This window comes from Corallococcus macrosporus, assembly GCF_017302985.1.
Lineage (GTDB): Bacteria > Myxococcota > Myxococcia > Myxococcales > Myxococcaceae > Corallococcus > Corallococcus macrosporus_A.
On sequence record NZ_JAFIMU010000004.1, the window covers coordinates 901,594 to 927,614 of the forward strand.

Annotated in this window: 29 protein-coding genes; 12 read left to right on the forward strand and 17 right to left on the reverse strand. The window is 70.6% G+C overall.

The window, feature by feature from the left end; translation table 11 throughout:
- Nucleotides 1-103: 103 nt before the first annotated feature.
- Genes JYK02_RS08905 through ccmA form a run of 7 tightly spaced genes read right to left on the reverse strand, consistent with a single transcriptional unit; the run spans nucleotide 104 to nucleotide 5,434 of the window.
- Nucleotides 104-664, reverse strand: a complete 561-nt coding sequence (locus JYK02_RS08905; protein ID WP_207050465.1) for a TlpA family protein disulfide reductase — start codon at nucleotides 662-664, stop codon at nucleotides 104-106.
- The gene (locus JYK02_RS08910; protein ID WP_207050466.1) at nucleotides 661-2,685 is read right to left on the reverse strand and encodes a cytochrome c-type biogenesis CcmF C-terminal domain-containing protein; all 2,025 of its coding nucleotides are present in this window, start codon (nucleotides 2,683-2,685) and stop codon (nucleotides 661-663) included. The genes JYK02_RS08905 and JYK02_RS08910 overlap by 4 nt, the downstream gene beginning before the upstream one ends.
- Nucleotides 2,682-3,176: a cytochrome c maturation protein CcmE gene (locus JYK02_RS08915; RefSeq protein ID WP_207050467.1), complete on the reverse strand. Its 495-nt coding sequence runs from the start codon at nucleotides 3,174-3,176 to the stop codon at nucleotides 2,682-2,684. Before JYK02_RS08915 ends, JYK02_RS08910 begins: the two co-directional genes overlap by 4 nt.
- Before the next feature lie 4 nt (nucleotides 3,177-3,180).
- Complete coding sequence (locus JYK02_RS08920; RefSeq protein WP_167510780.1) at nucleotides 3,181-3,348, reverse strand: hypothetical protein; 168 nt, start codon at nucleotides 3,346-3,348, stop codon at nucleotides 3,181-3,183.
- A 2-nt stretch (nucleotides 3,349-3,350) separates the two neighbouring features.
- Nucleotides 3,351-4,064: a cytochrome c biogenesis protein CcsA gene (gene ccsA / locus JYK02_RS08925; RefSeq protein WP_207050468.1), complete on the reverse strand. Its 714-nt coding sequence runs from the start codon at nucleotides 4,062-4,064 to the stop codon at nucleotides 3,351-3,353.
- A gap of 3 nt (nucleotides 4,065-4,067) precedes the next feature.
- On the reverse strand, nucleotides 4,068-4,772 hold the full coding sequence (locus JYK02_RS08930; protein ID WP_207050469.1) for a heme exporter protein CcmB: 705 nt from the start codon (nucleotides 4,770-4,772) through the stop codon (nucleotides 4,068-4,070).
- Nucleotides 4,769-5,434, reverse strand: a complete 666-nt coding sequence (gene ccmA, locus JYK02_RS08935; RefSeq protein ID WP_207050470.1) for a heme ABC exporter ATP-binding protein CcmA — start codon at nucleotides 5,432-5,434, stop codon at nucleotides 4,769-4,771. Before ccmA ends, JYK02_RS08930 begins: the two co-directional genes overlap by 4 nt.
- A gap of 411 nt (nucleotides 5,435-5,845) precedes the next feature.
- Between ccmA and JYK02_RS08940 the strand changes: the two genes are divergently transcribed.
- The 5 genes from JYK02_RS08940 (at nucleotide 5,846) to exoP (ending at nucleotide 11,629) form a co-directional block, all read left to right on the forward strand.
- Nucleotides 5,846-7,096, forward strand: a complete 1,251-nt coding sequence (locus JYK02_RS08940) for a polysaccharide deacetylase family protein (RefSeq protein WP_242588592.1) — start codon at nucleotides 5,846-5,848, stop codon at nucleotides 7,094-7,096.
- Nucleotides 7,093-8,610: an oligosaccharide flippase family protein gene (locus tag JYK02_RS08945; protein WP_207050472.1), complete on the forward strand. Its 1,518-nt coding sequence runs from the start codon at nucleotides 7,093-7,095 to the stop codon at nucleotides 8,608-8,610. Before JYK02_RS08940 ends, JYK02_RS08945 begins: the two co-directional genes overlap by 4 nt.
- 101 nt (nucleotides 8,611-8,711) lie before the next feature.
- Nucleotides 8,712-9,242, forward strand: a complete 531-nt coding sequence (locus JYK02_RS08950) for a serine O-acetyltransferase (protein WP_242588503.1) — start codon at nucleotides 8,712-8,714, stop codon at nucleotides 9,240-9,242.
- Between the two features lie 34 nt (nucleotides 9,243-9,276).
- Entirely contained in the window at nucleotides 9,277-10,338 is a 1,062-nt protein-coding gene (locus JYK02_RS08955) for a glycosyltransferase family 4 protein (protein ID WP_207050473.1), read from the forward strand.
- Nucleotides 10,339-10,426: 88 nt separating this feature from the next.
- Nucleotides 10,427-11,629: a spore coat polysaccharide biosynthesis glycosyltransferase ExoP gene (exoP, locus tag JYK02_RS08960; RefSeq protein WP_207050474.1), complete on the forward strand. Its 1,203-nt coding sequence runs from the start codon at nucleotides 10,427-10,429 to the stop codon at nucleotides 11,627-11,629.
- Between the two features lie 72 nt (nucleotides 11,630-11,701).
- Here exoP and JYK02_RS08965 read toward each other — a convergent pair whose 3' ends face one another.
- Genes JYK02_RS08965 through thiS form a run of 6 tightly spaced genes read right to left on the reverse strand, consistent with a single transcriptional unit; the run spans nucleotide 11,702 to nucleotide 16,475 of the window.
- Nucleotides 11,702-12,886 carry a DUF4350 domain-containing protein gene (locus JYK02_RS08965; protein WP_207050475.1) on the reverse strand — a complete coding sequence of 395 codons (1,185 nt, stop codon included), beginning with the start codon at nucleotides 12,884-12,886 and terminating at the stop codon, nucleotides 11,702-11,704.
- Complete coding sequence (locus JYK02_RS08970) at nucleotides 12,883-13,767, reverse strand: DUF4129 domain-containing protein (RefSeq protein ID WP_207050476.1); 885 nt, start codon at nucleotides 13,765-13,767, stop codon at nucleotides 12,883-12,885. The genes JYK02_RS08965 and JYK02_RS08970 overlap by 4 nt, the downstream gene beginning before the upstream one ends.
- 6 nt (nucleotides 13,768-13,773) lie before the next feature.
- Nucleotides 13,774-14,820 (reverse strand): hypothetical protein, encoded by a 1,047-nt coding sequence (locus tag JYK02_RS08975; protein WP_207050477.1) that lies wholly within the window; start codon nucleotides 14,818-14,820, stop codon nucleotides 13,774-13,776.
- A 22-nt stretch (nucleotides 14,821-14,842) separates the two neighbouring features.
- Nucleotides 14,843-15,457, reverse strand: coding sequence for a thiamine phosphate synthase (locus JYK02_RS08980; RefSeq protein WP_207050478.1), 615 nt, complete (start codon nucleotides 15,455-15,457; stop codon nucleotides 14,843-14,845).
- Nucleotides 15,458-15,459: 2 nt separating this feature from the next.
- Nucleotides 15,460-16,245, reverse strand: a complete 786-nt coding sequence (locus JYK02_RS08985) for a thiazole synthase (protein WP_014395830.1) — start codon at nucleotides 16,243-16,245, stop codon at nucleotides 15,460-15,462.
- Nucleotides 16,246-16,271: 26 nt separating this feature from the next.
- Complete coding sequence (gene thiS, locus JYK02_RS08990) at nucleotides 16,272-16,475, reverse strand: sulfur carrier protein ThiS (protein ID WP_120530083.1); 204 nt, start codon at nucleotides 16,473-16,475, stop codon at nucleotides 16,272-16,274.
- 339 nt (nucleotides 16,476-16,814) lie between these two features.
- Between thiS and JYK02_RS08995 the strand changes: the two genes are divergently transcribed.
- The 4 genes from JYK02_RS08995 to JYK02_RS09010 all read left to right on the forward strand — a co-directional run bounded on the left by JYK02_RS08995 (nucleotide 16,815) and on the right by JYK02_RS09010 (nucleotide 20,273).
- A complete protein-coding gene (locus JYK02_RS08995; RefSeq protein ID WP_242588504.1) occupies nucleotides 16,815-17,432 on the forward strand; it encodes a hypothetical protein in 618 nt (205 codons plus the stop codon).
- Nucleotides 17,433-17,651: 219 nt separating this feature from the next.
- Nucleotides 17,652-18,785 (forward strand): serine/threonine-protein kinase, encoded by a 1,134-nt coding sequence (locus JYK02_RS09000; protein ID WP_207050480.1) that lies wholly within the window; start codon nucleotides 17,652-17,654, stop codon nucleotides 18,783-18,785.
- 63 nt (nucleotides 18,786-18,848) lie between these two features.
- Entirely contained in the window at nucleotides 18,849-19,856 is a 1,008-nt protein-coding gene (locus JYK02_RS09005; RefSeq protein WP_207050611.1) for a dipeptidase, read from the forward strand.
- Nucleotides 19,857-19,892: 36 nt separating this feature from the next.
- Nucleotides 19,893-20,273, forward strand: a complete 381-nt coding sequence (locus tag JYK02_RS09010) for a hypothetical protein (RefSeq protein ID WP_207050481.1) — start codon at nucleotides 19,893-19,895, stop codon at nucleotides 20,271-20,273.
- Nucleotides 20,274-20,285: 12 nt separating this feature from the next.
- On the opposite strand, the gene JYK02_RS09015 is transcribed toward JYK02_RS09010, so the two are convergent.
- From JYK02_RS09015 to corA, 4 genes are read right to left on the reverse strand one after another with little or no spacing between them, the layout of a single operon-like run.
- Complete coding sequence (locus tag JYK02_RS09015; RefSeq protein WP_207050482.1) at nucleotides 20,286-20,648, reverse strand: carboxymuconolactone decarboxylase family protein; 363 nt, start codon at nucleotides 20,646-20,648, stop codon at nucleotides 20,286-20,288.
- A gap of 30 nt (nucleotides 20,649-20,678) precedes the next feature.
- Nucleotides 20,679-20,948: a peroxidase gene (locus JYK02_RS09020; protein ID WP_207050483.1), complete on the reverse strand. Its 270-nt coding sequence runs from the start codon at nucleotides 20,946-20,948 to the stop codon at nucleotides 20,679-20,681.
- A 34-nt stretch (nucleotides 20,949-20,982) separates the two neighbouring features.
- A complete protein-coding gene (locus JYK02_RS09025; RefSeq protein ID WP_207050484.1) occupies nucleotides 20,983-21,768 on the reverse strand; it encodes an alpha/beta fold hydrolase in 786 nt (261 codons plus the stop codon).
- Between the two features lie 29 nt (nucleotides 21,769-21,797).
- Nucleotides 21,798-22,739, reverse strand: coding sequence for a magnesium/cobalt transporter CorA (gene corA, locus JYK02_RS09030; RefSeq protein ID WP_207050485.1), 942 nt, complete (start codon nucleotides 22,737-22,739; stop codon nucleotides 21,798-21,800).
- Nucleotides 22,740-22,827: 88 nt separating this feature from the next.
- On the opposite strand from corA, the gene JYK02_RS09035 reads away from it, so the two are divergent.
- From JYK02_RS09035 to JYK02_RS09045, 3 genes are read left to right on the forward strand one after another with little or no spacing between them, the layout of a single operon-like run.
- Entirely contained in the window at nucleotides 22,828-23,970 is a 1,143-nt protein-coding gene (locus JYK02_RS09035; RefSeq protein ID WP_207050486.1) for a hypothetical protein, read from the forward strand.
- Complete coding sequence (locus tag JYK02_RS09040; RefSeq protein WP_347402453.1) at nucleotides 23,967-24,812, forward strand: HAD-IIB family hydrolase; 846 nt, start codon at nucleotides 23,967-23,969, stop codon at nucleotides 24,810-24,812. Before JYK02_RS09035 ends, JYK02_RS09040 begins: the two co-directional genes overlap by 4 nt.
- Nucleotides 24,809-26,005, forward strand: coding sequence for a class I SAM-dependent rRNA methyltransferase (locus JYK02_RS09045; RefSeq protein WP_206797108.1), 1,197 nt, complete (start codon nucleotides 24,809-24,811; stop codon nucleotides 26,003-26,005). The genes JYK02_RS09040 and JYK02_RS09045 overlap by 4 nt, the downstream gene beginning before the upstream one ends.
- Nucleotides 26,006-26,021: the final 16 nt, after the last annotated feature.

Here is a 26,021-nt window from a genome sequence, read left to right on the forward strand (position 1 = left end):
GCACGGACTTACTACGGATTCCAGGCCTCCCGCGAGGCGGCCCCGGGAACGCGGCTCCAACGCCGGCTCCCGGGTGCCTGCCTTCCGAGCGGGCGGTGCCAGCTCAGGGCTGGCGAGCGGCTTCCGCGGTGGGGGCGGTGGCCGGCTGGGTCAGCTCCTTCACCCGGGCCGCCAGGATCTGCGGGCTGATGGGGCCCACGTGCTTGCCACGGATGATGCCCTGCGCGTCGATGAAGTACGTCTCCGGCACGCCCGCGACGCCGTAGTCCACCGCCATGCGCGAGCGCTCGTCCATCAGCTGCGGGAAGCTGGCCCCCATGCGGCGCAGGAAGTCGCGCGCGTTGGGCTCCGTGTCCTCGAAGACGACGCCCATGAACAGGGCCTGGGCGCCCATCTCCCGCGCGCCCCACTCGAGCACCGGGTGCTCGTACTTGCAGGGCCCGCACCACGACGCCCAGAAGTTGATGACCACCGGGCGGCCCTTGAGGTCCGCGAGCTTCACCACGTCGCCGCCGTCCAGCGGCTTGAGCGTGAAGTCCGGCGCGGGCGCGCCCTTCAACATGAAGGGCACCTCGTGCGGGTCGCGCCCGAAGCCCTGGAACAGGACGAAGAGCAGCGCCGCCCCGACGGCGGCGAACACCAGGGGAAGCCGCCAGCGCTTCATGCCGCACCCCGCTCGGCGTCCGTACCCGGCAGGGGAGGCGCCGCGCCCACCGGCGCCGCGTCCGTGCGCAGCACCGCCGCCCGGCGCGAAGGCCACACGGCGATGAGCGTGCCCAGGAGCAGCAGCGGCAGGCTGTACCAGATCCATCCCACCAGCGGGAACACCCAGACGTTGAAGCTCGCCGTGCCCGTCGTCTCGCTGAAGGCCATCAGCGAGATGTACAGGTCCTCCTTCGGCGACTCACGCACCGCGGGCGTGCCCACGGGGTCCGTGCTGCGCTCGTAGTAGTTCATGCGCGGGCGCAGCTCCGACACCTTGCCGTTGGGCGCCGTCACCTCCAGGCGCGCGGCGACGTAGGTGCGGTGCGGCTCCTCACCGCTGGACAGGCCCAGGTACTTCAGCTGGTAGCCGTCCAGCATCAGGGTGCCGTCCTTCTTCAGCGTGCCGGACGTGTGCTTCACGTACGCGCTGGAGGCCGCCACGGCGACGATGATGAGCACGATGCCCAGGTGCACCACGTAGCCACCGAAGCGGCGGCGCGCCTTGCTCGTCGCGGTGGCCAGCGCCGTGACGAAGCCCTCCTTGCGCTCCGTCATGCGCACGCGCACCGGCACCACCAGCTCGCGCAGCGTGATGACGGTGACGAAGCCGCCCAGGCCGAACGTGAGCAGTGGGTACACGCCGCGCAGCCCCGCCGCGTAGCAGGCGATGGTGACGACGACGCCCACCGCCGCGGGGATGAGGAACTGCCGGCGCAGCGCGGCCTTGTCCGGCGTGCCCCAGGGCAGCACCGGGCCCACGCCCATGAGGAAGAGCACCGCGATGCCGCCCGGCACCGCCATCTTGTTGAAGTACGGCTCGCCCACGCTCACGCGGATGCCGCGCACGGCCTCCGACACCAGCGGGTAGAGCGTGCCCAGGAGCACCGTGAAGGTGATGGCCACGAACACCAGGTTGTTCACCAGGATGCTCGCCTCGCGCGACATCATCGACGTGAGCCGACCCTCGGGCGCCAGCAGGTGGCCGCGCGTGGCCAGCAGGCCAATGCACACCACCAGCAGGATGGCGATGAACACGAGGAACGTGGGCCCGATGTCCGACTGGGTGAACGAGTGCACCGAGTTGAAGATGCCAGAGCGGGTCATGAACGTGCCCAGGATGGTGAGCACGAACGACGCCAGCGCGAGGCTCAGCGTCCACAGCTTCAGCATCCGCTTGCGCTCCTGCACCATGGTGGAGTGCATGAACGCCGTCGCGGTCAGCCACGGCAGGAACGACGCGTTCTCCACCGGGTCCCACGCCCAGTAGCCGCCCCAGCCCAAGACGGCATACGCCCACCAGGAGCCCAGCACGATGCCCAGCGTGAGGAACATCCACGCGATGAGCGTCCAGCGCCGCAGGGGCGCCATCCACGCCTCGCCAATCTCCCCGCGCAGCAGGCCCGCCACGGCGACGCCGAACGGCACCGTCATGCCCACGTAGCCCGCGTAGAGCATGGGCGGGTGGATGATCATCAGGAAGTGGTTCTGCAGCAGCGGGTTGGGCCCCGGCCCGTCCGCCGGCACCGGCGACACTGCGCCCCAGGGGTTGGCCGGGCCCGCGATGAGGAAGGCGAAGAAGACGCCCACGGCCAGCATGGTGCCCAGCGCCAGCTGCATGTAGCGCGCGTGCTCCTTGCGGTGCACCCAGGCGAACGCCGCCAGGTACACGCCCATGATGAGGCCCCAGAAGAGGATGGAGCCTTCCAGCGCGCTCCACAGCGACACGATGGTGTAGATGAGCGGCGTGGCGCGGCTGCCCACCTGGGCCACGTACTTCACGCTGAAGTCGTGGCTGATGAGCGCTTCCACCATCACCAGGTTGCTGCCAATCATGCACGCGGCGAAGCCCCACACCGCGCGCAGCACCCAGGGGTAGCTGGCGTCCGTGCGGCGCAGGCCGCCCACCAGCCCCAGGATGGCGCCGAAGGCGGCGAAGGCCAGGCCCGCGAGGACCAGCCCATAGCCCAGCATTCCGTTCACGGCGCCCCCGGCGGCGTCACGGTGGCGGTGGTGGCACCTTCCGCCAGCGTCTCCTGCCACTTGCGCGGCTCCTCGCCTTCCTTCGGAGCGCGGTACTCGTTGGAGTGGTTCACCATCAGCCGGTTGGACGTGAAGACGCCGGACTTGTCGTAGGTGCCCTCCACCACGACGCCGATCTTCTCGCGGAACATCTGCGGGGGCGTCTCCAGCGAGCGCACGTGCACGCTCTTGGCGTTCGCGTCCGGGCCGTCCGCCACGCGGAAGTCCAGCGTGGTGTGGCCCTCGTTCCACTGGATGCTGCCCGGCTGCACCACGCCGCCCAGGCGGATGGTGGCCGTGTAGGCCTTGTCGCCGTTGGAGAGCAGCTCCGACGGGCTCCAGTAATAGACGAGGTTGTCCCCGATGTTGCCGAAGGCGATGAAGCCAAGGCCAGCGCCGGCGAAGAGCAGGGCTCCCAGCGCGATGAGACGGTTGCGGTTGACGGGCGTCATGGGCTCACTCCTTCGAGTCGGTGGCGCGGGGACGGCGCGCCCAGAGGGACGCCGAGTAGAGCACGAAGGCGGCCACGGAGATGCCGTAGCAGGCCCACACATAGCCCCAGCCGCCCTGGAGCCGGCCACTGCCCACCTGGGCCAGCAGCATCAAAGAGGTCAGCGAGGTCATGTTCAGGCCACCTTCGAGGAATGGGACGCGCGCAGCGCGGGGTCATCCGTGGGCAGCGCCTCCGGCAGCGCCACCTCCGCCTTCCGCTCCGCGAGCGCGATGCGGTAGCGGTGCACCAGGAAGACGATGAGCAGCGCCAGCATGCCGAACGCCGACACGCGCAGGGGCAGCACCATCTGCGGGTCCACCGTCTTGGGGCTGGACTGCACCTGGTGGAGGCTGCGCCACCAGCGCACGGAGAACCACACGATGGGCAGGTTGATGGCCCCGATGATGGCCACCACCGCGCTCCACACCGCGCGCTTCTCCGGGTCTTCGACGAAGCGCCGCAGCACCAGGTAGCCCGTGTAGGACACCAGCAGGATGGCCTCCGACGTCAGGCGCGGGTCCCAGGACCAGTACACGCCCCACGTGGGACGGCCCCAGATGGAGCCGGTGATCATCCCCAGCGTGCCGAAGAGCAGGCCGACTTCGGCCGAGGCCTCCGCCATGGCGTCCGTCTTCCACGACTGACGCATGAGGTACGTCACCGCGGCCACGAAGTTGATGAACATGGCCATCATGGCCATCCACTGGAGCGGCACGTGGACGTACATGATGCGCTGCACCTCGCCCATCTCACGGTCGGGCGGCGCCCACGCAAGGCCCAGCCACCAGCCCGCGCCCAGCAGTGCCAGCGTCAGCGCCGGCAGGCCAAACTTGACGAACTTGTTCATCCTTCAGTCCTCGATGACCCGGGGAAACAGCACGAAGCCCACGCCCCAGTAAATCAGATTGAACCCCAGCAGCAGCCCCTGCCATGAGCCCAGCTGCTGCATCGGGTCACCCTGGAGCACGAGCGTGGTCCCCTTGGCAGCGGACAGGAGGGCCGGGATGACGAGCGGGAACAATAGCAGAGGCAAGAGAACATCCCGGGCCCGGGCATTGCTGGAGATGGCCGCGTAGACGGTCCCCGGGGCGCTCAGCGCCAGGCTGCCCAGGACCAGGATGCCCGCCAGGTCACCGACCCCGGTGACGATGCGCACCCCGTACAGGGCCACCATCACGGGCACCAGCACCGCCGACAGCGCCAGCAGCAGCAGGGCGTTGCCCAGCGCCTTGGACAGGAAGATGGCGCGCGCGTCCGCGGGGGCCAGCCGCACGCCGTCCAGGCAGGCGTTCTCCGTCTCCACGCGGAAGGACTCGCCCAGGCACAGGACGCTGGCGAAGAGGATGGCCAGCCACAGGTAGCCGCCCGCGTTGCGCTCCAGGAGCTTCGTGTCCGGGCCCAGCGCGAAGGAGAAGAGCAGCAGGGTGGCCATGGCGAAGAACACCAGCGCGTTGAGCCGCGCGCGGGTGCGCCATTCGATGAGCAGGTCCTTGCGCAGCAGGACGAGCGTCGTCGCGAAGAGGCCGGGAGCGCGCCGCGGGTTCGGGGCCTTCATGCCGCCACCGCCCGGCCGTCCTGCAGGTGCAGCCGCTCCTCGCACAGGCTCAGCCCCTGTTCGATGAGGTGCGTGGCCAGCACCACGGTGGTGCCGCCCGCCTTGAGCTCCGCGATGACGCCCTCCATGTCCTGGATGCCCGCGGGGTCCAGCTCGCCGAAGGGCTCGTCCAGGAGCGCCAGTGCCGGGGCCTTCATCAGGAGCCGCGCGATGGCCAGGCGCTTGCGCATGCCCGCGCTGAAGCCGCGCACCGGGCTGTCCGTGCGGCGGGTGAGGCCCACCTTGTTGAGCAGCGCGTCCGCGACGTCCTGGGGCGCGTCCACGCCCAAGAGGCGCCCCAGCACCATCAGGTTCTGCTGCGCGGTGAGGTCCTCGTAGAGGAAGCTGGCGTGGGACAGCAGCGCCACGTCGCGGCGCACCGCCTCGCGATCCTGGACGGCGTCCCGGCCCAGCACCTCCACCCGGCCCGCGGTGGGCCCGAGCGCGGTGGCCACGAGGCGCAGGAGCGTCGTCTTCCCGGAGCCGTTGTGGCCGGTGAGCAGCAGCGAACGGCCGGCGGGCAGCGCGTAGGTGAGCCGCGCCAGCGCCCACCTGCGCCCATAGCGCTTGCTCACGTCATGGAGGGCGAGCGCGGGGGCTGATCCAGAGGGGAGAGGGGGCATCGGCGGGCCGTTTCGTAGCCTTAAAAGCCTCTGTTCACCAGTGAAACCCCTGGGGTCGCCCGCCGGAGGACAAGAAGTTTTTACGCCTGCTTCTCCCGTCGCTTTCGCCGGGGGACTGAAAGGTTTTCGCCACGGGTGGGCGGGCGACTGCCCTGGTGCACCCAGGTAGGACCCCACGCAGGGCATACATGCCCCTGGGGACGTGGGGTTTCACGGGGTTACGGCGGGTTTCCACCACCTTCCTGCCCTGGCATCCAGCATGCACACACGCGGGCGGGGCCCGGTCCAATGGGGGGAGCGGGCAGACGGCGAAAGCCGCGAGGGAGAGGCGTGATGGCTGGGAAGGTGTTGCGGCGGGCGGCGAAGGCGGCGGCGGCGGGTTTCCTCCACTACAGCGGCGTGCGCAAGGCGATGGCGGCTTACCGCCGCTCGCAGTCGGGAGGACGGCGCATCCTCATCGTGAGCTACCACCGCGTGGTGAGCGACTTCACGGGGGAGCTGCAGCGCTCCATCCCGGGCCTGCTCATCTCCCAGGAGACGTTCCGCCGTCACCTGGAAGAGGCGCACGCGTCGGGCTTCGAGCTGGCGAGCCTGGGGGATGCGGTGGACGTGATGGCGGGACAGCGCACCGCGAAGAAGGACCTGTTCGTGGTGACGTTCGACGACGGCTACCGCGACGTGTACCGGTACGCATACCCGGTGCTCAAGCAGATGGGCGTGCCGGCCATCACCTACCTGCCCACGGCGTTCATCAACACGGACAAGCGCTTCAACCACGACCGGCTGTTCCACCTGCTGCGCTGCGTGCAGGAGCGGAAGTTCCGGCCGGACTACGACACCATGCCCACGCCGTCGGTGCAGTTGCTGGGGCCCATCCTCACCGGGCGCAAGACGGTGTCCGCGGCGCTGGACGACTTCATCGGCGAGCACCCGACGCGCGTGCTCACGGGCATCATCGACTCGCTGGAGCAGCAGTTGGGCGGCGGCGCGGACCTGGTGCCGGAGCAGGGCGACGTCATGAACTGGGACGAGGTGCGCCAGATGGCGCGCGACGGCTTCGAGTTCGGCGCGCACACGCTGGGCCACACGGTGCTGACGCTGGAGCCCACGGAGGTGGTGGAAAAGGAGATCGTCGAGTCCAAGGAGACCATCGAGCGCGAGGTCGGCGTCCAGGTGAAGGACTTCGCGTACTGCAATGGCTGGTACTCGGATGAGATGATCCGCGTGCTCAAGAAGCACGGCTTCCGCTCCGGCGTCACCACGGAGGACCTGCCCAACCGCGTGGGCGGCGACCCGTTCGCCCTCAAGCGCAAGGTGATGTGGGAGAACTTCAGCCTGGGGATGATGGGGGACTACTCCTCCACCCTCACGGTGTGCCAGTTCGACGACTGCTTCGGCGTGCTGGGCATCAACCACCCGGTGCTGGGCCACCGGCCGCACCTGCTGGTCCAGACGAGCGGCACGGCCAACGTGCTGGTGCAGGAAGCGGCCGCCGCGGAGGCCGCGCTCGCCAAGGCCACGCCGGTGGACGTCGTGGACGTGACAACGCCGGTGATCGTGACGGAGCCCCGGGTTGCGCAGGGCACGGCGGGTGCGCAGGTCGTGGTGGCGCCGAACGTGGCCCTTGCCCCGGAGGCGGCGCAGCCGGAGGAGCTCCAGTGAGTGCGTCACCCAAGCCGGCCTCGGCCCCGTCGTTCCTGGGGCGGGCCGGCCCGTTGGTGTTGGCCCGGTTGTTCACCGCCGGGCTGACGCTGTCCATTCCGCTCGTGCTGGCCCGGGTGCTGCGCCTGGACGAGTACGGCACCTACTACCAGCTGTTCCTCATCGCCACGACGCTGTCGTACGTGCTGCCGTTCGGCGTGGCGCAGAGCCTCTACTACTTCCTGCCCCGGGCGGAGCAGAAGCGGCCGTACCTGGGCCACGCGCTGCTCTTCGTCACGGGCGCGGGCATCGTGGCGGCGGGGCTGGTGTGGGCGTTCCTGGGGCACGTGGCGGCCTACTTCAACAACCCCGCGCTGATGGAGCACCGCGCGGCGCTGGCGCTCTACACGGCGTTCTTCCTGGGCAGCTACCCGCTGGAGATTTCGCTCACCAGCCAGGGCAAGACGAAGGCGTCTGCGGTGGTGTACCTGGCGTCGGACGCGGTGCGCTCGGGCGTGATGGTGCTGCCGCCGCTCCTGGGCTTCTCCCTGCACGGGATGATGATCGCGGTGGCCTGCTTCGCGGGGCTTCGCTACGTGGCCACGTGGGTGGTGTCGCTGCGCGGGTCCACGGGTCCGCTGGTGGACTGGAAGCTGTTCAAGGAGCAACTGGTGTACGCGGCGCCGTTCGGTGCCGCGATGTGCCTGGCCATCCCCCAGCAGAACGCGCACATGTACGCGGTGGCGGGCGTGGTGGCCCCCGCGGTGTACGCGCTCTACCGGGTGGGCTGCTTCCAGCTTCCGGTGGTGGACCTGCTCTACACGCCCACCAGCGAGGTGCTGATGGTGCGCCTGGGTGAGCTGGAGCGCGAGGGCCGGCTGGAGGAGGGCGTGGAGGCCTTCCGGGAAGCGGCCGGCAAGCTGGCGTACGTGTTCCTGCCCTTCGCGGCGTTCCTCTTCGCGGCGGCGCCGGAGTTCGTGGGGGCCATGTTCGGCCAGAAGTTCCTGCCGGCGGTCCCCATCTTCCGGGTGAGCGTGCTGGGCGTGGTGCTGTCCATCCTGCCCATGGATGGAACGCTCCGGGCCCGGGGCCAGACGCGGGCCATCTTCAACTCGTACCTGGTGAAGGCGGTGGTGACGGTGCCGCTGCTCTGGGTCGGCGTGAAGTACTTCGGGATGATGGGCGGCATCGCATCCTGGGCCCTGGCGGAAGTCGTGGGCAAGGGGATGCTGCTCATGCGCGTGCCCCAGGCGCTGTCCACGCCGGAGCGCAAGCTGGGCTTGAAGGACGTCATCCCGTGGCGGGAGCTGGGGCAGGCGTCGCTGGCGGCGTTCGCGGCGGGCGGGAGCATCTTCCTGCTGCGCTCGGGCGTGCACGACACGTGGATGAACCTGCCCACGGGCTTCCTGTGGCGGGTGCTGCCGCTGGCGGTGGCGGGGCTGCTGTTCGTCGTGGGGTACGTGGTGGGCCTGTATGCGCAGGGCGTTCGCCCCTTGAGCGCGCTGCAGTCGCTGCGTCCCCGGCGGGCGGTCTGATCCACCGTCGGGAATTGAACGCGTGGGGGGCACTTCCCTCCCCACGCGTGGGTACCTACCTTCCAGGCGTCACGGAATTCGGGCGGGCGAGGAGAGGCGTGATGGGATTCGACGCGATGACGTTGTACCGGCTGGCGCATGGTCTCAAGCAGCGAGGGGTGCCGTTGCTGCCGGCGGTGTTGCGCAAGGCCATCTACTACCTCCACAGCTCGTACATCCCCGAGGACGCGGAGCTGGGCGAGGGGACGCAGCTGGGCTACGGCGGCATCGGCGTGGTCATCCACAAGGCGGCGAAGGTGGGCCGTCACGTCCTCATCTCGCAGCAGGTGACCATCGGTGGGCGCTCCGGGCTGGAGGGCGCGCCGGTGATTGGCGACTACGTGCGCATCGGCGCGGGCGCCAAGGTGCTGGGCAACATCCAGATTGGCGACTTCGCGGTGATTGGCGCCAACGCGGTGGTGGTGAAGGACGTGCCCGCGGGCGCGGTGGTGGCGGGTGTGCCGGCGAAGGTGATTCGCCAGGACGCGGATCCGCTCACCACGTACCAGCGTGAGATGGGCCTGCTGCCCGCGCGGACGACGCCGAAGCTCACCCAGGTTCCACGCCCCTCCGCGCAGGCTTCCGCGCGCTAGGCACCAGGCTTCGCTGGAGAAGAGGGCTTCCTTCATGCGCGTGCTGCTCGTCGGGGACTACCCGCCGCCGTACGGGGGCGTGGCCATCCACGTCCGTCAACTTCATCAATTCCTTCGCGACCGCGGAGTCGAGGCGAAGGTGCTCGACATCGGGAAGGGTGGCCGGCCGGCTCCGGACGTCCTCCCCGTGCAAGGCGCCGCCGCCTTCGGCCTGCGGCTCGCGGGATTCACCTCCGCGGGCTGGACGGTCCACCTGCACACCAGCGGCAACAACCCGAAGGCGTGGGTGCTGGCGGCGCTGGTGGGTACCATGCCCGGGCCCCGTTCGCCGCGCGTCATCACGCTGCACTCGGGGTTGATTCCGGACTACCTGGCGGAGTCGCAGACCCGGCGCGTGTTCGCGCGCACGGCGCTGGCGGGCTACGCGCGGGTGGTGGCCGTGTCCCCGGCGGTGCGCGACGCGGTGGTCGCGTGCGGCGTGCCGGCGGAGAAGGTCCTGGTGCATCCGGCCTTCTGCGCCTCTCAAGTCCAGCCCGGCCCGGTGACGCCGGAGGTGGAGGCCGCGCGCGAGCGGCGCCGTCCGCTGCTAGCGATGGCGCACCACCCGTCGCCCGTGTACGGGCGCAAGCAGATGTTCCGCGCGCTGAAGCTCCTCGCGGAGACGCACCCGGACGTGGGCCTGGCGCTGTTCGGCCCGGGCACGCGCTCCGAGGAGTTCATCCGCGACGCGCGCGAGCTGGGCGTGGCGGGGCTCCTGGAGGACCTGGGCGAGCTGGAGCACGCGAAGGCGCTGGGCCTCCTGTCCCAGAGCGACGTCTTCATCCGGCCCACCACGCACGACGGGGACTCCATCTCCGTGCGCGAGGCGCTGGCCCTGGGCGTGCCGTGCGTGGCCAGCGACGTGTGCGCGCGGCCGGAGGGCACCCGGTTGTTCAAGGCCGGAGACGAGCGGGCGCTGGCGCAGGCGGTGCGCGACGCGCTGGCGGCGGGCCCGGCGAAGGTGATGGCCCCGGATGCGGGGCCGGTGATGCTGGACGTGTACGCGGAGTTGCTGCCGTCCGGCATGGCAGGTGCAGGAACCGTGAACGCGGCGTGACGGAGTGGGGACGGGTTGGGGCGCCTTCGGAGACGAAAGGCGCGCTTCAGGGACTTCAGCACTGAACTTTTGACTTCAGGAGTGGACGATGCGGCGCAGTGAAGAGATGGACTTGTCGAAGCGGGCCCTTCGCGGGCGGGACCTGGTGGTGTTCTCCAACGACTGGGACGGCGACCCCCTGTCGAAGGTGCACATCATGCGGATCCTCTCGCGCGACAACCGCGTGCTGTGGGTGAACAGCATCGGCAACCGCGCGCCCAAGGCGAACGCGCACGACGCGCAGCGGATCATCAAGAAGCTGAAGACGTTCACGCAGGGCATCAAGGAGGTGGAGCCCAACCTGCACGTCCTGGCCCCGCTGGCCATTCCGTTCTACGGCTCGGAGACGGTGCGCCAGGCGAACCGCCACCTGCTGCGGCTCCAGGTGCTGCGCGCGATGAAGCAGCTGAAGTTCGAGCGCCCCATCTCCTGGAGCTTCCTGCCGGCTTCCGCGCCGGTGTCCGGCACGCTGGGCGAGGACTTCGTCGTGTACCACTGCGTGGATGAGTTCTCCGCGTTCAGCGACACGAACGGCAAGCACATCGCGGAGCTGGAGGAGCGCCTGCTGCGCCGCGCGGACATGTGCATCACGTCCGCGGAGCGCCTGTACGAGAACAAGAAGCGCCTCAACCCGCGCACGGTGCTGGTGCGCCACGGCACGGACCACGCGCACTTCGTGAAGGCGTGCGATCCGGAGACGAAGATTCCGGAGGACATCGCCAAGCTGCCCAAGCCCATCATCGGCTTCTTCGGGCTGGTGGCGGACTGGATCGACCAGGACGCCATCATCGCGTGCGCGAAGGCGCACCCGGAGGGCTCGGTGGTCATCGTGGGCAAGACGACGCCGGACTGCGACGACAGCCGCCTGCGCGCCGTTCCCAACATCCACATGCTGGGCCGCAAGCCGTACGCGGACCTGCCGGGCTACAACAAGGCGTTCGACGTGGCGCTCAACCCGTTCGTCATCAACGAGCTGACGCTCAACTCCAACCCGCTGAAGGTGCGCGAGTACCTGGCGTCCGGTCTGCCGGTGGTGTCGTCTGACTTGCCGGAGGTCCGCAAGGTGGGGCTGTGCCGCATCGCCACCACGCCCGAGGACTACGTGAAGCAGGTCAACGCGGCGCTGGCGGACAACCCGGGCCCGAACCGGGAGCGCGCGGAGAAGATCTTCCACGAGAGCTGGGAGGCGCGCGTCGCCGAAATCCGCCAGCACGTGGGTGAGGCGATGCTCGCGGCGGGCAAGAAGCTGTAGGTCCGGTCCGGTACCGGGCGACAAGGGGGCGCGGGTCCGGAGCGTGTGAGCGCACCGGGCACCGCGCCTTCGTCATTCGCGCGGGTCGTCCGCGCGGCCCGTCACGCGACGCTCCAGCAGGGCGTAGCGGCGGGCAAGGCGGGTGTAGTCCGCGGGGCGGATGGGGGTGCGCTCCCGCGTGCGCAGCAGGTCCTCCTTCGCGTCCAGGTAGTCGCGCGCGGGCACGCCGCAGGTCTCCTCCAGGAGGCGCGCGGCCTCCGTGTCCGGCAGGGAGGGGGCGATGCCCAGGCGCTCGTGCATCAGGCGTCGCAGGGCGGTGTCGAGCTCCGGCAGCAGCTCCACCTCCACCTTCGCGCGGCGCATGAGCCAGCCCAGGGAGCGCACGTATTCGCGCGACGAGCGGTGCCGCTCCACGCGCACGGGCCGGGGCGCACCAAAGCGCGTACCGCGTGAGACGACGTAGACGAGCCCCACGGCGAGGCTCTGCGCGATGAAGACCCAGAGGCCCTGGGACAGGGGCGGGCGCGTGACGACGGCGTGGTGGAACTCGTCGAAGCGCAGGGGGCCGCGAGCCGCGAGCGCATCCCAGAAGCGCAGGTTGTCGAGCAGCTCCAGGCGCCGGTTCTCCGCGAGGTCCGGGCCCGCGACGACGTAGACCTCGCCCTGGCCCAGGCCCCAGCGCCACACCACGCCCGCCGCGCCCAGTCCCGCGAGCGGCACCGCGTCCTCGTGCTCCACCCGCAGGCTCCGGTCCCGGGCCACGCGCAGGAGCGACAGGTCACGCAGCGCGCCCGCGGGGAGCCACACGTCCACGGTGACGCCGGCGGGGTCCACCCATTCGGAGGCAAGCCCCTGGTGGTTGGTTCCGGGCAGCGCGCCGGTGGCGATGCGAAGCCATTCCTCCAGGCCCGGCTGGTGTTCGCCCAGCGCGTGCGGAGACAGGTACACGAGCGTGCCGCCGCCCCGGACGAAGCGCTCCAGCGCGGCGACTTCTTCCTTCGTGACGGGCTGGGCTTGCGGCGCGGCGATGATCAGCGTGCGCGTGCCGGAGGGGATCGACTCCAGCGAGGACGTCTGCGCGCTGACGTCGCGTCCGCGTTCCTGGAGGTAGACGAAGAGGGCCTTGAGGCCCAGGGGGCCCGGGTTCGTGATGGACGGAACGGGGGATTCCGGTGGTGCCTTATGCGAGGCAAGGCCCACCGCCAGCGCCACGGCGATCATCAGCCCCAGGACGATCGCGACGCGCGCGTTCCTCACGGCCGGGCCTCCGCGAGCGAGCCGTGCAGCTGCTCCACGGACTCCACGAAGCGCGCGGCTGCCTCGCGCGACACCGGCTCCAGTGAGTAGAAGGCCTGGTCGTACCAGCCGACCAGCCGCTCCACTTCGCCTGTCACTCGCGCGGGGGCTCCTCGCGTGGGCAGCTCCGCGGCCAGTTCGCGGTTCGTCTTCACGCGGTCCGGCCTTGCCAGCTTGCGCTGCTCCAGCGTGGACAGCAGGCCCAGCAATCCCTCACGGATGGCCTCGCGCGCGTCCTCCGTCTCCAGCGCGGTGCGCGCCCGGCCCAGGTGTTCTCCGGGCGTGTCCAGCTCCAGGGGCGCGGCTTCGCCTGCCACTCCCGGCGCCGTGATGGTCTTGCGGCTCCGGCGCCAGCGCACCCGCAGCACGCCGAACAACACCACCGCCAACGCCACGCCCAGCATCACCGCGCGCGTGGCCACCGCGAAGCCCTGCGCTCCCCTGGATTCGAAGAGTCCTTCCAGCCAGGTCTGCAACTCACGTAGCAGGCGCGTCAGCAGGTCGCTGTTGCGCTGCCGGGCCTTCGCGAACTCCGGGCGGTCGAGGATGGCCTTCAGCCGCTCGGGCTCGCTCGTCACGCCGGGCGCCACGGCCGGTTCCGCGTCCAGCCTGCACACGGCCTCCAGGTACACCGTGAGCTGCTGCGCCCGTTCCGGCGCGGTCTGTCCGGAGGTCCCGGGCGGCAGGGGCACGCCGTCCAGGGCTTCCACCAGCCGGTTCACCTCCGCGTTGAGGTCCTGCGGTCGCGAGCGCGCCGTGTCCTCGAGCCGGCGCGACACGGCCTCCCGGTCCGCGCACGGGGGCAGGGTGGCCAGCAGGAGGAGCAGGGGCAGGGCGGGCACGGGATGTCAGGGGGACGGCGTCGCCGGCTCCGCGGTCGCGATCCGCCGCTCCAGGTCCAGGCCTTCGCGGCGCACGCGCATGTCCACGTAGAAGAACGCGGACACCACGAAGCTCAGCGGCGTGAAGAACGACTGCCCCACCACCTGCAACAGCTCCGCGGGCACGAGCAGCGCCTGCGGAATCGCCGCCTGCGCCGCTGGATCCAACAGGTTGCCGCCGTAGGCGAGCCGGACGATCCACGCGGGCAGCCCCGACACCAGGCTCACCGCGATGAGGATGCCGCCCACCACCGTGGACAGCACCATGGCCCGCACCGTGCCCCGGCCAAAGAACCCCGGCTCGACGCGGCCCTTCAGCAGGGCCCCGGAGCGCTTGAACGCCGCCCACGCGCCCACGTCCTCCATCGCCAGCACCGGCGGCAGGAGCATGAAGCGCAGGAAGTACCAGAGCACCGCCCCCAGCGCGCCCAGGCCCAGCACGATGGCGCCGATGATGATCAGCGCGATGCTCAGCGCCGTGCCGCCGCCAGAGCCCTTGCCGGTGACGGCCGCGACCACGCCCAGCCCCATGACCACGGAGCCGGGCAGGCACAGCAGGGCGGTCACGCCCACGGACCAGAGGATCGACAGGAGATAGGTCCCGGTCAGCGTGCCCAGACGCGACACCGCCCGGCGCAGGCCGTCCGAGGGACGCACGGGTTCACCCAGCCGCGCGGGCACCACGTACCGGGCCGCCGCCGTGGTGGCCACCCAGAAGTTCCACACGAGGAACACGTACAGCACGAGCATCAGCCCCAGCATGATTCCGGACTGGGTCAGCGCCTGCGTCGGATCCGTGCCCGCGGGAACCTCTCCGCCCAGCCCGGGCAGCACGCCCACCATGCGCGTCATCGCGACGGTGAACGCCTTCACCGCGATGTAGTTGAGCAGGTCGAACCCCAGGCACAGCACGAACAGGGGCTTCAGATGCGCGCGCCAGAACGTCGCCGCACGGTCGATGATTTCTCCGATGGCGAGGGGGCGCAGCTCAACGGAGGTCGGGGAAGGCGTCACGGCCGCGCAGCATAGCGCCGCCTCAAGCCCGCTGGGGCACGTATGCGTCCAGCAGCTCCCGCGCCGCCGCGCGCGGATCCCCGGCCTCCAGCACGGCGGAGATGACCGCGACGCCCCAGGCCCCCGGCACCTCCCGGGCACGCTCGGGCGTCATTCCTCCCAGCGCCAGGGCAGGGCAGGGCATCCGCTCCGAAAGCGCCCTGAACCCATGCGGCCCCAGCGTATCGCGCGTGTCGCCGGGCTTGGAGCCGGGCGCGAACACGGGGCTCACCAGCGCCAGGTCCGCCCCCACCGTGGCTTCCGCCTCGCGCGCGTCGTGCACCGCCACGCTCACGAGCCGGCCCTCTGGCAGGAACGGACGCACGTCGCGCGGCGAAGGGCCCGACGCCGGCAGATGCAGGTGCGCGCCCACGAGCAGCGCGACGTCCAGCCGCCCGTTCACGAACAGCGCGCGGCCCCGGCACACCTCCGCCACGAGCCGAGCCTCCTCCAGGAACAGCCGCCCGGAGGCCTCCGGGTGACGGTGCTGCACGGCGACCTCCGGCCCCGCCTCCAGCGCCCGCTCCAGCGCGGTCAACAACCGCGTCCGGGGCAGCCGCCAGTCCGTGATGACCACGAGGCGGGGCAGGGCGGGCACCGCTACTCCACGAGCCCTTCGATGGGGCTGGACGCGGAGCCGTACGCCTTGCGCGGGATGCGGCCCGCCAGGTACGCGTCGCGGCCGGCCTCCACCGCCTTCTTCATCGCCACGGCCATGCGCACGGGGTCCTTCGCGCCCGCGATGGCGGTGTTCATGAGCAGCGCGTCCACGCCCAGCTCCATCGCGATGGCCGCGTCGGAGGCCGTGCCCACGCCCGCGTCCACGATGACCGGCACCTTCACCACCTCGCGGATGAGCCGCAGGTTGTGCGGGTTGCGGATGCCCAGCCCGCTGCCGATGGGCGCCGCCAGCGGCATCACCGCCGCGCAGCCCGCGTCCTCCAGCTTGCGCGCCGTGATGGGGTCGTCGCTGGTGTACGGCAGCACCGTGAAGCCTTCCTTCACCAGGATGCGCGCCGCCTTCACCGTCTCCTCGACGTCGGGGTAGAGCGTCTTCTCGTCGCCCAGGACCTCCAGCTTCACCCACTTGCTCATGCCCAGCTCTTCTGCCAGCCGGCAGGTGCGCACCGCGTCCTCCGCCGTGTAGCAGAGCGCCGTGTTGGGCAAGAGGCGCATCTTGTTGCGGTCGATCCAGTTCATCAGCGACGCCTCGCCCGTCGCCTTCAAATCCAACCGCCGCACCGCCACCGTGACGAGCTCCGCGCCCGACGCTTCGTGGCACTGCTTCATCACCTCGTGGCTGGGGTACTTCCCCGTCCCGACGATGAGCCGCGAGGTGAACGTCACCCCCGCCAGCGTGAAAGGCTTGTCCGCGATGCCGCTCATGACCGTCTCCTCTCCAGGGCCTGCGCTCACCCGCCACCGACGAAGGTGACGATCTCCACCCGGTCCCCGTCCTGGAGCCGGTGCTCGGGATGACGGGCGCGGCGCACCACCTCCGCGTTCACCTCCACCGCCACCCCCGGCCCGCTGCCCAGCTCCAGCAGCGCCAGCAGGGACGAAAGGGTGCTGCCCTCCGGCAGCGTCCGCGCTTCTCCGTTGACCCACACGTTCACGGTTTCACGGCTCCTTCCGGCCCCTCCACGGACGGGACCCGCCGGTGCCAGTACAAGGGCGGTTCTGCCCTGTCAACGCACAGCCTCCCCCACGCAACAGGCCTGCTACAGCGCGCTGGAACGGATTTTTCGCGCCCGGATGCGTTTTGTTCCGCTTCCCCAGCAGGCAGGGGGCCGGGCCCTTCCTCGTGCGCAGGCCGCCCCTGGGCATTGGACATACGTCCGACAAGCGCTGTGCAGGTACGAGGCCAGCAACCAGTTTCTGCCCAACGCCGGGGAACAAAAAACACCGGCAACCAAGAACACACTCACAGGGGGCGGTCACACATGCGGAAGCTCATGATTGCGGTCACGGCGGTCGCGGGTCTGACGATGGTCACCGGCTGCAAGAAGGATGACGTCCAGTCGCAGCGCGAGGATGTCGCCGAGGCCCGTCAGGAAGCGGCGCAGGAGACGGCGGAAGCCCGTCAGGACGAGAGCAAGGAGCTGGCGTCGGCGCAGCAGAACGCCAACGAGGACGTCGCGGAGGCCCGTCAGGACGCGAACGACAAGATCGCCAGCGCCAACGAGGAGGTCCGTGACGAGGAGAAGGACCTGGCCGAGGCGCAGGCCAACCGCAACGAGGACCTCGCCGAGGACCGGGCCAACCGGAATGAGGACCTGGCCGCGGGCGGCTCCGGCATGGCCGGCACCACCGCCGCCGCCGCCGCGACCACCGTCAACGGCCGCGTGCTGTCCAAGTCCGGCGACACGCTGACGCTGGTGGACACGAGCAACAAGGAACTGAAGATCAAGACCAACGACAAGACCGCCGTCATGGACAACGCCAGCAAGGCGGTGAAGCTGGACGACATCCAGGAGGGCTCGCAGGTGCGCGCCTCCTACGTGATGGACGGCAAGGACATGGTCGCCAAGGACGTCACCCTCGTGGCGCCCGTGAAGAAGATGGACAAGTAATCCCCGCGCCTCACGCGCACCTGTCCTTCGCGGACTGGGGAAATACTTGAAGGCGGCGGCTCCCACCCTCGCGGTGGGGGCCGTTTCCTTTTTAGTCGGGGAAACACCCGGTGGGGTCGGATGGGGATGTCTGACCCGGGTGGTAGGACGCGGGCGTGAGGTCTTCCTCATGCCTTCCCACCCCCGGGAAGCCTTTTCCCGTCAGGAGCGTCAGCCACGATGGCCACCCATCCCCCCGCGTATTCCGCGTCCCGGCCCTTCATCCTCTTCTCCACCGGGGCCACGTCCTATGAGCTGGTGCGCTACCTGGGGTCGCGCGCCGGAGGGGAGCTGCTGCTCGCCCGCCGGCACTACGCGCGCACGCCGGGCGGACTGGTGCTCATCAAGCGCCTGCGCGACGTGACGGATGACGTGGCGCGGGCGCGGCTGCGCGAGGAGGTGAAGCTGCTCATGCGGCTGTCCCACCCGGCCATCGCGCCGGTGTACCTGGTGCGGGTGCACGACGGGGCGCCCCACCTGGTGACGGAGTACGTGGACGGCCCGTGCCTGGAGACGCTGTCCAGCTTCGCGGCGCTGCGGCGGCGGCCCTTCCCGGAGGCGTTCGCCGCGTACGTGGGCGCGGAGGTGGCGGATGCGCTCCACCACGCCCATGCGCTGGAGGACGCGCGCGGCCTGCCGGTGGGGGTGGTGCACCGCGACGTCAGCCCCCGCTCCGTGCGCGTGGACGTGCACGGGCGGGTGCGGCTGGCGGACTTCGCGCTCGCGTGGTCGCGGCTGCCCGGGCGCGTGGTGACGGAGCCGGGGCTCGTGCGCGGGGACGTGGCCTATGCCTCGCCGGAGGCGCTGGAGGGCCAGCCGCTGGATGGCCGCGCGGACCTGTTCTCCCTGGGGATGGTGCTGCTGGAGCTGCTCACCGGCCTGCACCTGCTGGACCTGGAGGACGTGGAGCGCGCCGCGCAGCAGGCCCAGCCCCTCTCCGGGACGCGTGGGCTGTGCGCGGAGACGCCCAGTTGGCTGCCCGCGCCGCTGATGGCCGCGCGCATGGCGTGCCTGACGCCGGCGCACGTGGAGCAGGCGACGCGGGGGCTGTCGCCGGGCATGCGTGAAGTGCTCCAGCGGGTGCTCCAGCGCGACCGCGACCTGCGCTTCCAGACGGGCGCGGAGCTGCGGGACGCGCTGCGGGGCCTGCTGAACGCGGAAGGCCGGCCCTATGGCCCTCCGGAAGCGCTGCGCGAGGTGGCGGAGGTGCGCACGGACGCGCTCGTGGGCCCCCAGGGGGAGGCGGAAGCGGGGCTGCCGCTGGAGGACGACCTCTGGGACGGCTGCGACGACGACGGCGCGGACTGGACGTGAGCCCGCCTTCCAGACGTCCCGGGGTGCTTGTCATCGCGGGAGGCCGTGGCGAAGACTGCTGGCATGGGTGACGTGAAGGAACTGCACCGCCGGTGGTGCATCGCGGACGGGCACGCGGATTCGCTGATGTGGAACCGCGACCTGTGCGAGCGGTCGACGGAAGGGCACGTGGACTTCCCCCGCCTGCGCGAGGCGGGGATGAAGCTGCAGTGCTTCACGCTGGTGACCCGGGGCTTCCCGTTCATTGGCGGCTTCCCGCTGTTCGCCGCGTGGCGCAAGTGGCCCCGCGAGGCGCGCGGCGGCGAGTGGTCCCGCGCGCTCTGGCAGATTGGACAGTTGGACGCCTTCTGCGCCCGTTCCGGGGACACCGTGCGCGTCGCCACCACCGGGGCGGGGCTGGAGGACAACCTCGCGAACGGGCGGCTGTCGGCGGTGCTGGGCGTGGAGGGCGGCCACGCGATTGAAGGCCAGGTGGAGCGGCTCGCGGAGCTGCACCGGCGCGGGGTGCGCTTCATGGGGCTCACGCACCTGTCCAACAACGACCTGGGCGGTTCGTCCTTCCCCATGATGGGCAACCGGGGGCTGACACCGCTGGGGCACCAGGTGATGGAGGAGATGGCCCGCCTGGGGATGAGCGTGGACGTGGCGCACGCCTCCGAGCAGACGCTCACGGACCTCTTTGCGCACCCCACGGTGCGCTACTTCTGCTCGCACACCGGCGTGCGCGCGGCGGGCGGCGGGTGGCGCAACCTGTCCGACGCGGCGCTGCGCACCATTGCCCAGCGCGGCGGCGTGGTGGGCATCATCCTGGCGCCGGTGTACCTGGGCGGCGACACATGGGACGACGTGGTCCGCCACGTGGAGCACGCGGTGGACGTGATGGGGGAGGAGGGGGTGGGCGTGGGAAGCGACTACGACGGCATGGTGGCGCTGCCCCGGGGCATGCGGGACGTGACGGACCTGCCCCGCCTCACCGAGGCACTGCTCAAACGCCACCCCGAGTCCTGGGTGGAACGTGTGATGGGTGGCAACTTCCGGCGTTACTTCCGCGAGACGCTCGGCGGCGGTTGACAGCGAAATACCTGTCGAAAAGAGTCGCCGGCACCCATGAACCGTCTTTCCCTCGCGCTCCTGTCCCTCTGCGGTTTCTTCCTCCTCTCCGGCTGTGGAGGGCCGGGTTCGGGCGACTCGTGTGACGGCGGCGACTACGTGTGCCAGGACGACGCGCAGGCCCTGGAGTGCCGCAACGGCACCTGGCGCCCGCTGGCGTGCCGCGGGCCGCTGGGCTGCCGGGAATTGGCGGACAGCGTGCGGTGCGACACGTCCCTCAACCAGGAGAACGACGGGTGCGCCACGGACGCCGAGGGCAAGGGCGTGTGCAGCCCGAACGGCGTCGCGCTCCTCACGTGCCAGCAGGGCGTGCTGGTGAAGACGGCGGATTGCTCGTCCTGCGCCGTGCAGGACAACCAGGCCGTCTGCCAGCCCTGACCCCTGGCGACGTCAGCGCTCCGGTTCCCCACCTGAGGATGGCGGTGGGGTACCGGGAGGCGGCGCGGGCAGGTAGCCCCCCGCGGCCATGCGCTTCGCGGACCGCTCGTACATGGCCGGTGAGAGGCCCTGGACGCCGGTGCCGTCAATCCACCGGTTGTAGAAGTTGAACAGCGCGCAGACGGAGACGGCGTCGTAGACGGCCTCGTCCGTCCAGCCGGCGGCCTTCAGACGCTCCACGTCCTCGCGGCGCACGTCTCCGGGCGCGTCGTTGAGTTGGTCCACGAAGGCGAACAGCGCCTTCTCGGCCTCCGGGATGGGGGCCGTCCTCACATCGTCCAGCACCGCCTGGACGTGCTCCGTGCTGCCCAGCAATTCCGCCGCGACCGCGGCGTGGGAGCCCGTTCAAAACACGCAGGCGTTGCGCCGCGACGTGTACGCGGCGATGAGCTCCCGCAGCCCGGCGGACAGCGGGGACGGGCCGCGCATCACCTCGTGGGTGAAGGCGGACAGCGCGTCCGTCATGCGCGGCTTGAACGCGAACAGGTGCCAGATGCCCGGCGGCGTCATGCCCCCGGCGCGCGCCATGGCGATCATCTTCCCGTAGTGCCCGTCGGACGCGTGCGACTCGACGTCGGGCAGGTACATGGGTTCCGGGGCGGGGGACTTCCTCATCGCGCACTTCCCTGGTGTTGGACGGGGACGCCCATCAGGCCAGCGTCGCGAGGAAGCTGTCCAGCACCGTGTTGAAGGCCTCCGGCTGTTCCTGGTTGGGCAGGTGCGCCGCGCCGGGGATGATCTCCAGCCGCGCGCCCTGCACCAGGTCCGCCATCTGCTTCGCCTTCGCCAGCGGCGTCACGGTGTCGTGCTCGCCCACCACGACGAGCGCGGGCCCCGCGTAGCGCGCGAGCAGGTCCTTGCTGTCCAGCCGCAGGCCCATGCCCCGCTGCGCGGCGGCGATGGACTCCGGCGACACGGCCAGCCCCAGCTTCGTCACCTCGCGGCCCACCGGGGACTCCGGCCCCGCGTGGACCAGCTTGGGGACCAGGCCCTGCACGACGGACGGCGTGCCTTCCTTCAGGGCCTGCCGCGCGGTGGCCTCGCGTTTGTCCTTGCCGGCGGCGTCATCCGCGGTGCACTGCGTGTCCGCGAGCACCAGCCCGCGCACCCGGCCCGGATCCTCGCGCAGCAGCGCCAGCGCCGCGTAGCCCCCCATGGACACGCCGCCCACCACCGCCGCGTCGATGTTCAGCGCGTCCAACAGCGCGAGCGCGTCCTGCGCCAGCGTCCGCATCTCCGTGGGGCCTTCGCCCAACCGGCTCTGCCCGAAGCCGCGCAGGTCCGGCACGAGGAAGCGGTAGCGCCCGGACAGCGCGGCCACCTGCCGGTCGAACGCGGAGCCATCCAGCGGGAAGGCGTGCAGGAGCAGCACCGGCAACCCCTGGCCCACGTCCCGGTAGTGCAGCGGAATCCCATCCACGGCGACCGTCAGCATGTATGCCTCCCACCGAGCCGCGCGCGGCGTCAGATCCACTTCTTGTACTTGAACCAGACGACCAGCCCCACGGGGAAGCCCACCATGGTCACCCACATGGCGGCGTACCAGCCCGTTCCCGTCAACTGTTCGAAGTTCTGCCCGAAGAACCCCACGATGAAGGACAGGGGCAGGAACAGGGTGGCGAAGATGGTGAGCTGCTTGCTGATGTCGTTGGTGCGCTGGGCCACCATGGACAGGTAGCCGTCCATCACGTTGCCCACCACGTCGCGGCTGGCGTCGATCTGCTCGTAGAGCCGCACCAAGTGGTCATAGACGTCGCGGAAGTACAGCGTGGTCTTCTCTTGGATCTGCGGGATGCCCCGGCGCGACAGCATGCCCACCACGTCCCGCTGCGGGGACAGCACGCGGCGCAGCGTCACCAGCGCGCGCTTGAGCTGGAAGATGCGCTGGAGGTGCTCCGGATCCGGCTGGGCGAAGATGGCGTCCTCCAGCTCATCCAGCCGGTCGCCGAAGTCGTCCATGATGGGGAACTGCGCGTCCACGAGCGAGTCCGCGAGCAGGTAGAGGATGACGTCCACGCCGCGGCCCAGCGTGCCCGCGGGGTCGTCCTTCACGCGCCGCCGGACGGCCTCATGGCCAGGCAGCTTCAGCGCGTGCACGCTGATGAGCCAGTCCTGCGCGAGGAAGAAGTGCTGCTCGTGCAGCGTGAGCTCCGTGACGTCCGGGCCGCAGCTGAAGCCCTGCATCACGATGAACTGGTGGTGCGGGTACTCCTCCAGCTTGGGGCGCTGGTCCAGGTGCAGGCAGTCCTCCACGGCCAGGCGGTGCAACTGGAAGCGCTCGGCCAGCCGGCCCATCACCTCCGCGTCCGGCTCCAGGACGTCGATCCACTTGGGCCCCGGCCGGTCGAGCAGCTCCTCACCCCCCGAAACAGCCCTGCCGTCCTCCCACAGACAGACCTGGATCATTTCCGTGGACTCCCCGGCCCACCTGTCGGGCCTGGGACGCTTGCTAGAACTCCCCGGACGCGATGTCGAGCGGTAGAGTGGGGGCAACGTGTCCGCTGCCGCCGAGAATCCTCCGCCGGCCTCCCTGACCCCGAGGCTCGAACAAATCCTCCAGTCGCTGCCCGACCGCGCCTTTTCCGCGCGGCTGCGCGCGGTGTATCTCGCCGCGGCCCAGGCCATCTCAAGGCTGAGCGACCTGGACCTGGTGAAGTACGAGACGCCCGTCGTCGACGCCAGCCCCGACCTGTCGCTGTGGGAGGAGATGGCGCCCGTCATCCGCGACACGGTGATGGACGTCAACGCGCTGCTCAACGTCATCCGGGAGCAGTTCCCCGGCACGCCGCAGGCGCCCTCGGCCCGCAAGGGCCCCGGGGACGTGCCCGGCATGCTCCAGGAGGGCATGGCACGGCTGGCCCAGAGCATCACCCAGCTTGGCGAGGCCATGCGCAACCCGTCCGTGGTGAGCGACCGCTGGCAGTTGCTGGCGGAGATCCAGCGCTTCCGCTCGGACTACCGCGAACAGATGAGCCAGCTCGTCTTCGAGTCCGCCAGCACCTTCGGCGAGGTGTCGCGCGCCCAGGTGGTGCCCGGCTACGAGGCGGAGGTGAAGGCGGCCGTCACGGTGCGCGCCATCACGTCCGACCTGTCGCGCATCGTCGCGGCGCGGCTCAACAAGGTGCGCGACGCGAAGCCGGAGGAGGTGCTGTGGAACGCGCAGCAGCTCCAGACGGAGCTGGACGCCTTCGGCCGCACCGCCGCGTACCGGAACCTGCGCGCGCAGGACAAGCGCCACATCGTGGAGGCCCGCGCGGAGATTGGCGCGCTCGCGCTCGAGTCCGCCCCGGAGCAGGCGCGGCTCCTGGCGGTGACGGAAGCGCTGGACGAGCTGGTGCGCAGCCTGTCCGCGGTGAATCAACGCCAGCTGCTCATCCTCCACGACCGCGAGGTGTGGGCCGCGTGCGGCGTGCGCCTGGAGCGCGCGCTGTCCCAGTCGAAGAAGGACCCGGTCGCGTCCGCCAAGGCGCTGGCGGAGGCCGCGGCCAGCGCGCAGTCGCTCTATGGCCGGGACGCGACGATGGACGCGTTCCTGCGCAAGGCGCGCAAGCTGAAGCTCGCCACGCTCACCGGCCCGGAGCTGCTCTCCACCATCGAGTCCTTCCAGGCCCAGCTCGCGCAACTGGACGTGATGTGACGGCTGCCAGAACGAAGGTCGTGGAGCCGCGTCCCCTGCGGCAGGCGGACCTGTCTGGTGTGCAGGGCGTCTTCACCGACGTGGACGGCACACTGACGACGGGCCACAAGCTGCGCAGCCAGACGGTGCGGGCCCTGGAGCAGCTGTCCGCGTCCGGCCTGCGCGTGGTGCTGGTGAGCGGCCGTCCGGCGGGGTGGGGCGAGGCGTGGGCCCGGCAGCTCCCCGTGGATGGCGTCGTCGTGGAGAACGGCGGGCTGTTCTTCCTCAAGGATGCGAAGGGGAAGCTGCGCAAGGTGTACCTGGAGCCGCCCGCCCAGCGCGTGGCGAACCGCCAGCGCCTGGAGCAGGAGGTCGAGCGCGTGCTCGCCCAGGTGCCCGGCGCGCGACTGTCCGTGGACAGCCGCTACACGGAAGTGGACCTCGCCGTGGATTACAACGAGGAGGCCCGGCTGGGCGACGAAGGGGCCTCCCGCATCGAGTCGCTGCTGCGGGCGCGGGGCGTGACGGCGGTGCGCTCGTCGGTCCACGTCAACTGCTGGCTGGGCCGCTTCGACAAGCTCTCCGCGTCGCGCCGCTTCGCGAAGGTGGCGTGGGGAGAGAAGCTGGAGCCCGCGGACGGCCGGTACGTCTACGCGGGGGATTCTTTCAACGACGCTCCGATGTTCCAGGCGTTCAAGCTGGGCGTGGGCGTGGCCAACGTGCGCGCGGTGCTGGACCGCATCGACGCGCCGCCGGCCTTCATCACCCGGGCGCCCGAGGGGCGGGGCTTCGAGGAGCTGGCGCGTGCCCTCCTCGCCCGCCGCCGGACAGTCCGCAGTCGCAGTCGAGGAGTTTCAACGTGAATGTCGTGAAGCTGGAGCTGGCCCGGGGCCTGGGACGTCACCTGCGCGCGGGGCACCCGTGGGTGTTCCGCAAGGCCCTGGAGCACACGCCGCGCATCCCGGCCGGCAGCGTGGTGGACCTGACGGAGAACGGGAAGTTCGTCGCGCGCGGGTACTACGATCCGCACTCGGCCATCGCGGTGCGCGTGCTGACCCGTGACTCGCGCGAGACGGTGGACTCGCGCTTCATCACCCAGCGCGTGCAGCGCGCCCTGGCCGCGCGCACGGCGCTCATCGACCTGAAGGACACGGACAGCTACCGCCTCATCCACGGCGAGGGCGACGGTCTGCCCGGCGTGGTGGTGGACCTGTACGCGGGCTGGGCGGTGATGAAGCTGTACTCCGCGGGCCTCACCCCGTACCGCCCCCTCATCGTGGAGGCGCTGAAGGCGGGCGTCCCGGGCCTGAAGGGCATCCTCGGCCGCGATGAGGTCGGGCGCGACGACGTGGAGGAGGACGACGGGCGCGGCAGCGGGAAGATGCTGTGGGGCGAGGAGGCCCCGGAGCTCATCCCCATCCGCGAGCGCGGCGCCATCTTCCTGGTGGACGCGTGGAAGGGGCAGAAGACGGGGTTCTTCCTGGATCAGCGGGAGAACCGCTACCTCATCCGCCGGCTGGGGCAGGGCAGGGACGTGCTCAACTGCTTCAGCTTCAGTGGGGGCTTCTCCGTGAACGCGGCGCTGGGCGGCGCCAACAGCGTCTTCTCCGTGGATCAGGACCCGGAGGCCATCGCGCTGGCGCGGGAGAACTTCACGCGCAACGGGCTGCCAGCGGCGAAGCACGACTTCCTGGCCGCGGACGTGTTCGCGCTCATCCAGTCGTTCAAGGAAGAGGGCCGCACGTTCGACCTCATCATCCTGGACCCGCCCGCCTTCGCGAAGAGCCAGCGCGCGGTGGAGGCGGCCGTGGACGGCTACGCGTCGCTCAACCGGCAGGCCCTGGCGCTGCTGCGCCCCGGCGGTCTGCTGGCCACGGCGTCGTGCTCCGCGCGCGTGACGGGCGACATGTTCATGGGCGCCGTGCGCGAGGCGGGCTTCAAGGCCGGCGTGGACCTGGCGCTCGTGGAGGAGCGCTACCAGCCGCCGGATCATCCCGTGCGCCTCCAGTTCCCGGAAGGGAAGTACCTCAAGTTCTACGTGATGCAGTCGGTGTAGCGGACCGTCCGGCCCC

Bases quoted from the DNA above. Each gene is read 5' to 3' on its own strand.
- JYK02_RS08905 (WP_207050465.1), bottom strand. From the start codon at position 664: ATGAAGCGCTGGCGGCTTCCCCTGGTGTTCGCCGCCGTCGGGGCGGCG.
- JYK02_RS08915 (WP_207050467.1), bottom strand. From the start codon at position 3,176: ATGACGCCCGTCAACCGCAACCGTCTCATCGCGCTGGGAGCCCTGCTC.
- JYK02_RS08920 (WP_167510780.1), bottom strand. From the start codon at position 3,348: ATGACCTCGCTGACCTCTTTGATGCTGCTGGCCCAGGTGGGCAGTGGC.
- ccsA (WP_207050468.1), bottom strand. From the start codon at position 4,064: ATGAACAAGTTCGTCAAGTTTGGCCTGCCGGCGCTGACGCTGGCACTG.
- JYK02_RS08930 (WP_207050469.1), bottom strand. From the start codon at position 4,772: ATGAAGGCCCCGAACCCGCGGCGCGCTCCCGGCCTCTTCGCGACGACG.
- ccmA (WP_207050470.1), bottom strand. From the start codon at position 5,434: ATGCCCCCTCTCCCCTCTGGATCAGCCCCCGCGCTCGCCCTCCATGAC.
- JYK02_RS08940 (WP_242588592.1), top strand. From the start codon at position 5,846: ATGGCGGCTTACCGCCGCTCGCAGTCGGGAGGACGGCGCATCCTCATC.
- JYK02_RS08950 (WP_242588503.1), top strand. From the start codon at position 8,712: ATGGGATTCGACGCGATGACGTTGTACCGGCTGGCGCATGGTCTCAAG.
- JYK02_RS08955 (WP_207050473.1), top strand. From the start codon at position 9,277: ATGCGCGTGCTGCTCGTCGGGGACTACCCGCCGCCGTACGGGGGCGTG.
- exoP (WP_207050474.1), top strand. From the start codon at position 10,427: ATGCGGCGCAGTGAAGAGATGGACTTGTCGAAGCGGGCCCTTCGCGGG.
- JYK02_RS08985 (WP_014395830.1), bottom strand. From the start codon at position 16,245: ATGAGCGGCATCGCGGACAAGCCTTTCACGCTGGCGGGGGTGACGTTC.
- JYK02_RS08995 (WP_242588504.1), top strand. From the start codon at position 16,815: ATGATTGCGGTCACGGCGGTCGCGGGTCTGACGATGGTCACCGGCTGC.
- JYK02_RS09000 (WP_207050480.1), top strand. From the start codon at position 17,652: ATGGCCACCCATCCCCCCGCGTATTCCGCGTCCCGGCCCTTCATCCTC.
- JYK02_RS09005 (WP_207050611.1), top strand. From the start codon at position 18,849: ATGGGTGACGTGAAGGAACTGCACCGCCGGTGGTGCATCGCGGACGGG.
- JYK02_RS09010 (WP_207050481.1), top strand. From the start codon at position 19,893: ATGAACCGTCTTTCCCTCGCGCTCCTGTCCCTCTGCGGTTTCTTCCTC.
- JYK02_RS09020 (WP_207050483.1), bottom strand. From the start codon at position 20,948: ATGAGGAAGTCCCCCGCCCCGGAACCCATGTACCTGCCCGACGTCGAG.
- JYK02_RS09025 (WP_207050484.1), bottom strand. From the start codon at position 21,768: ATGCTGACGGTCGCCGTGGATGGGATTCCGCTGCACTACCGGGACGTG.
- corA (WP_207050485.1), bottom strand. From the start codon at position 22,739: ATGATCCAGGTCTGTCTGTGGGAGGACGGCAGGGCTGTTTCGGGGGGT.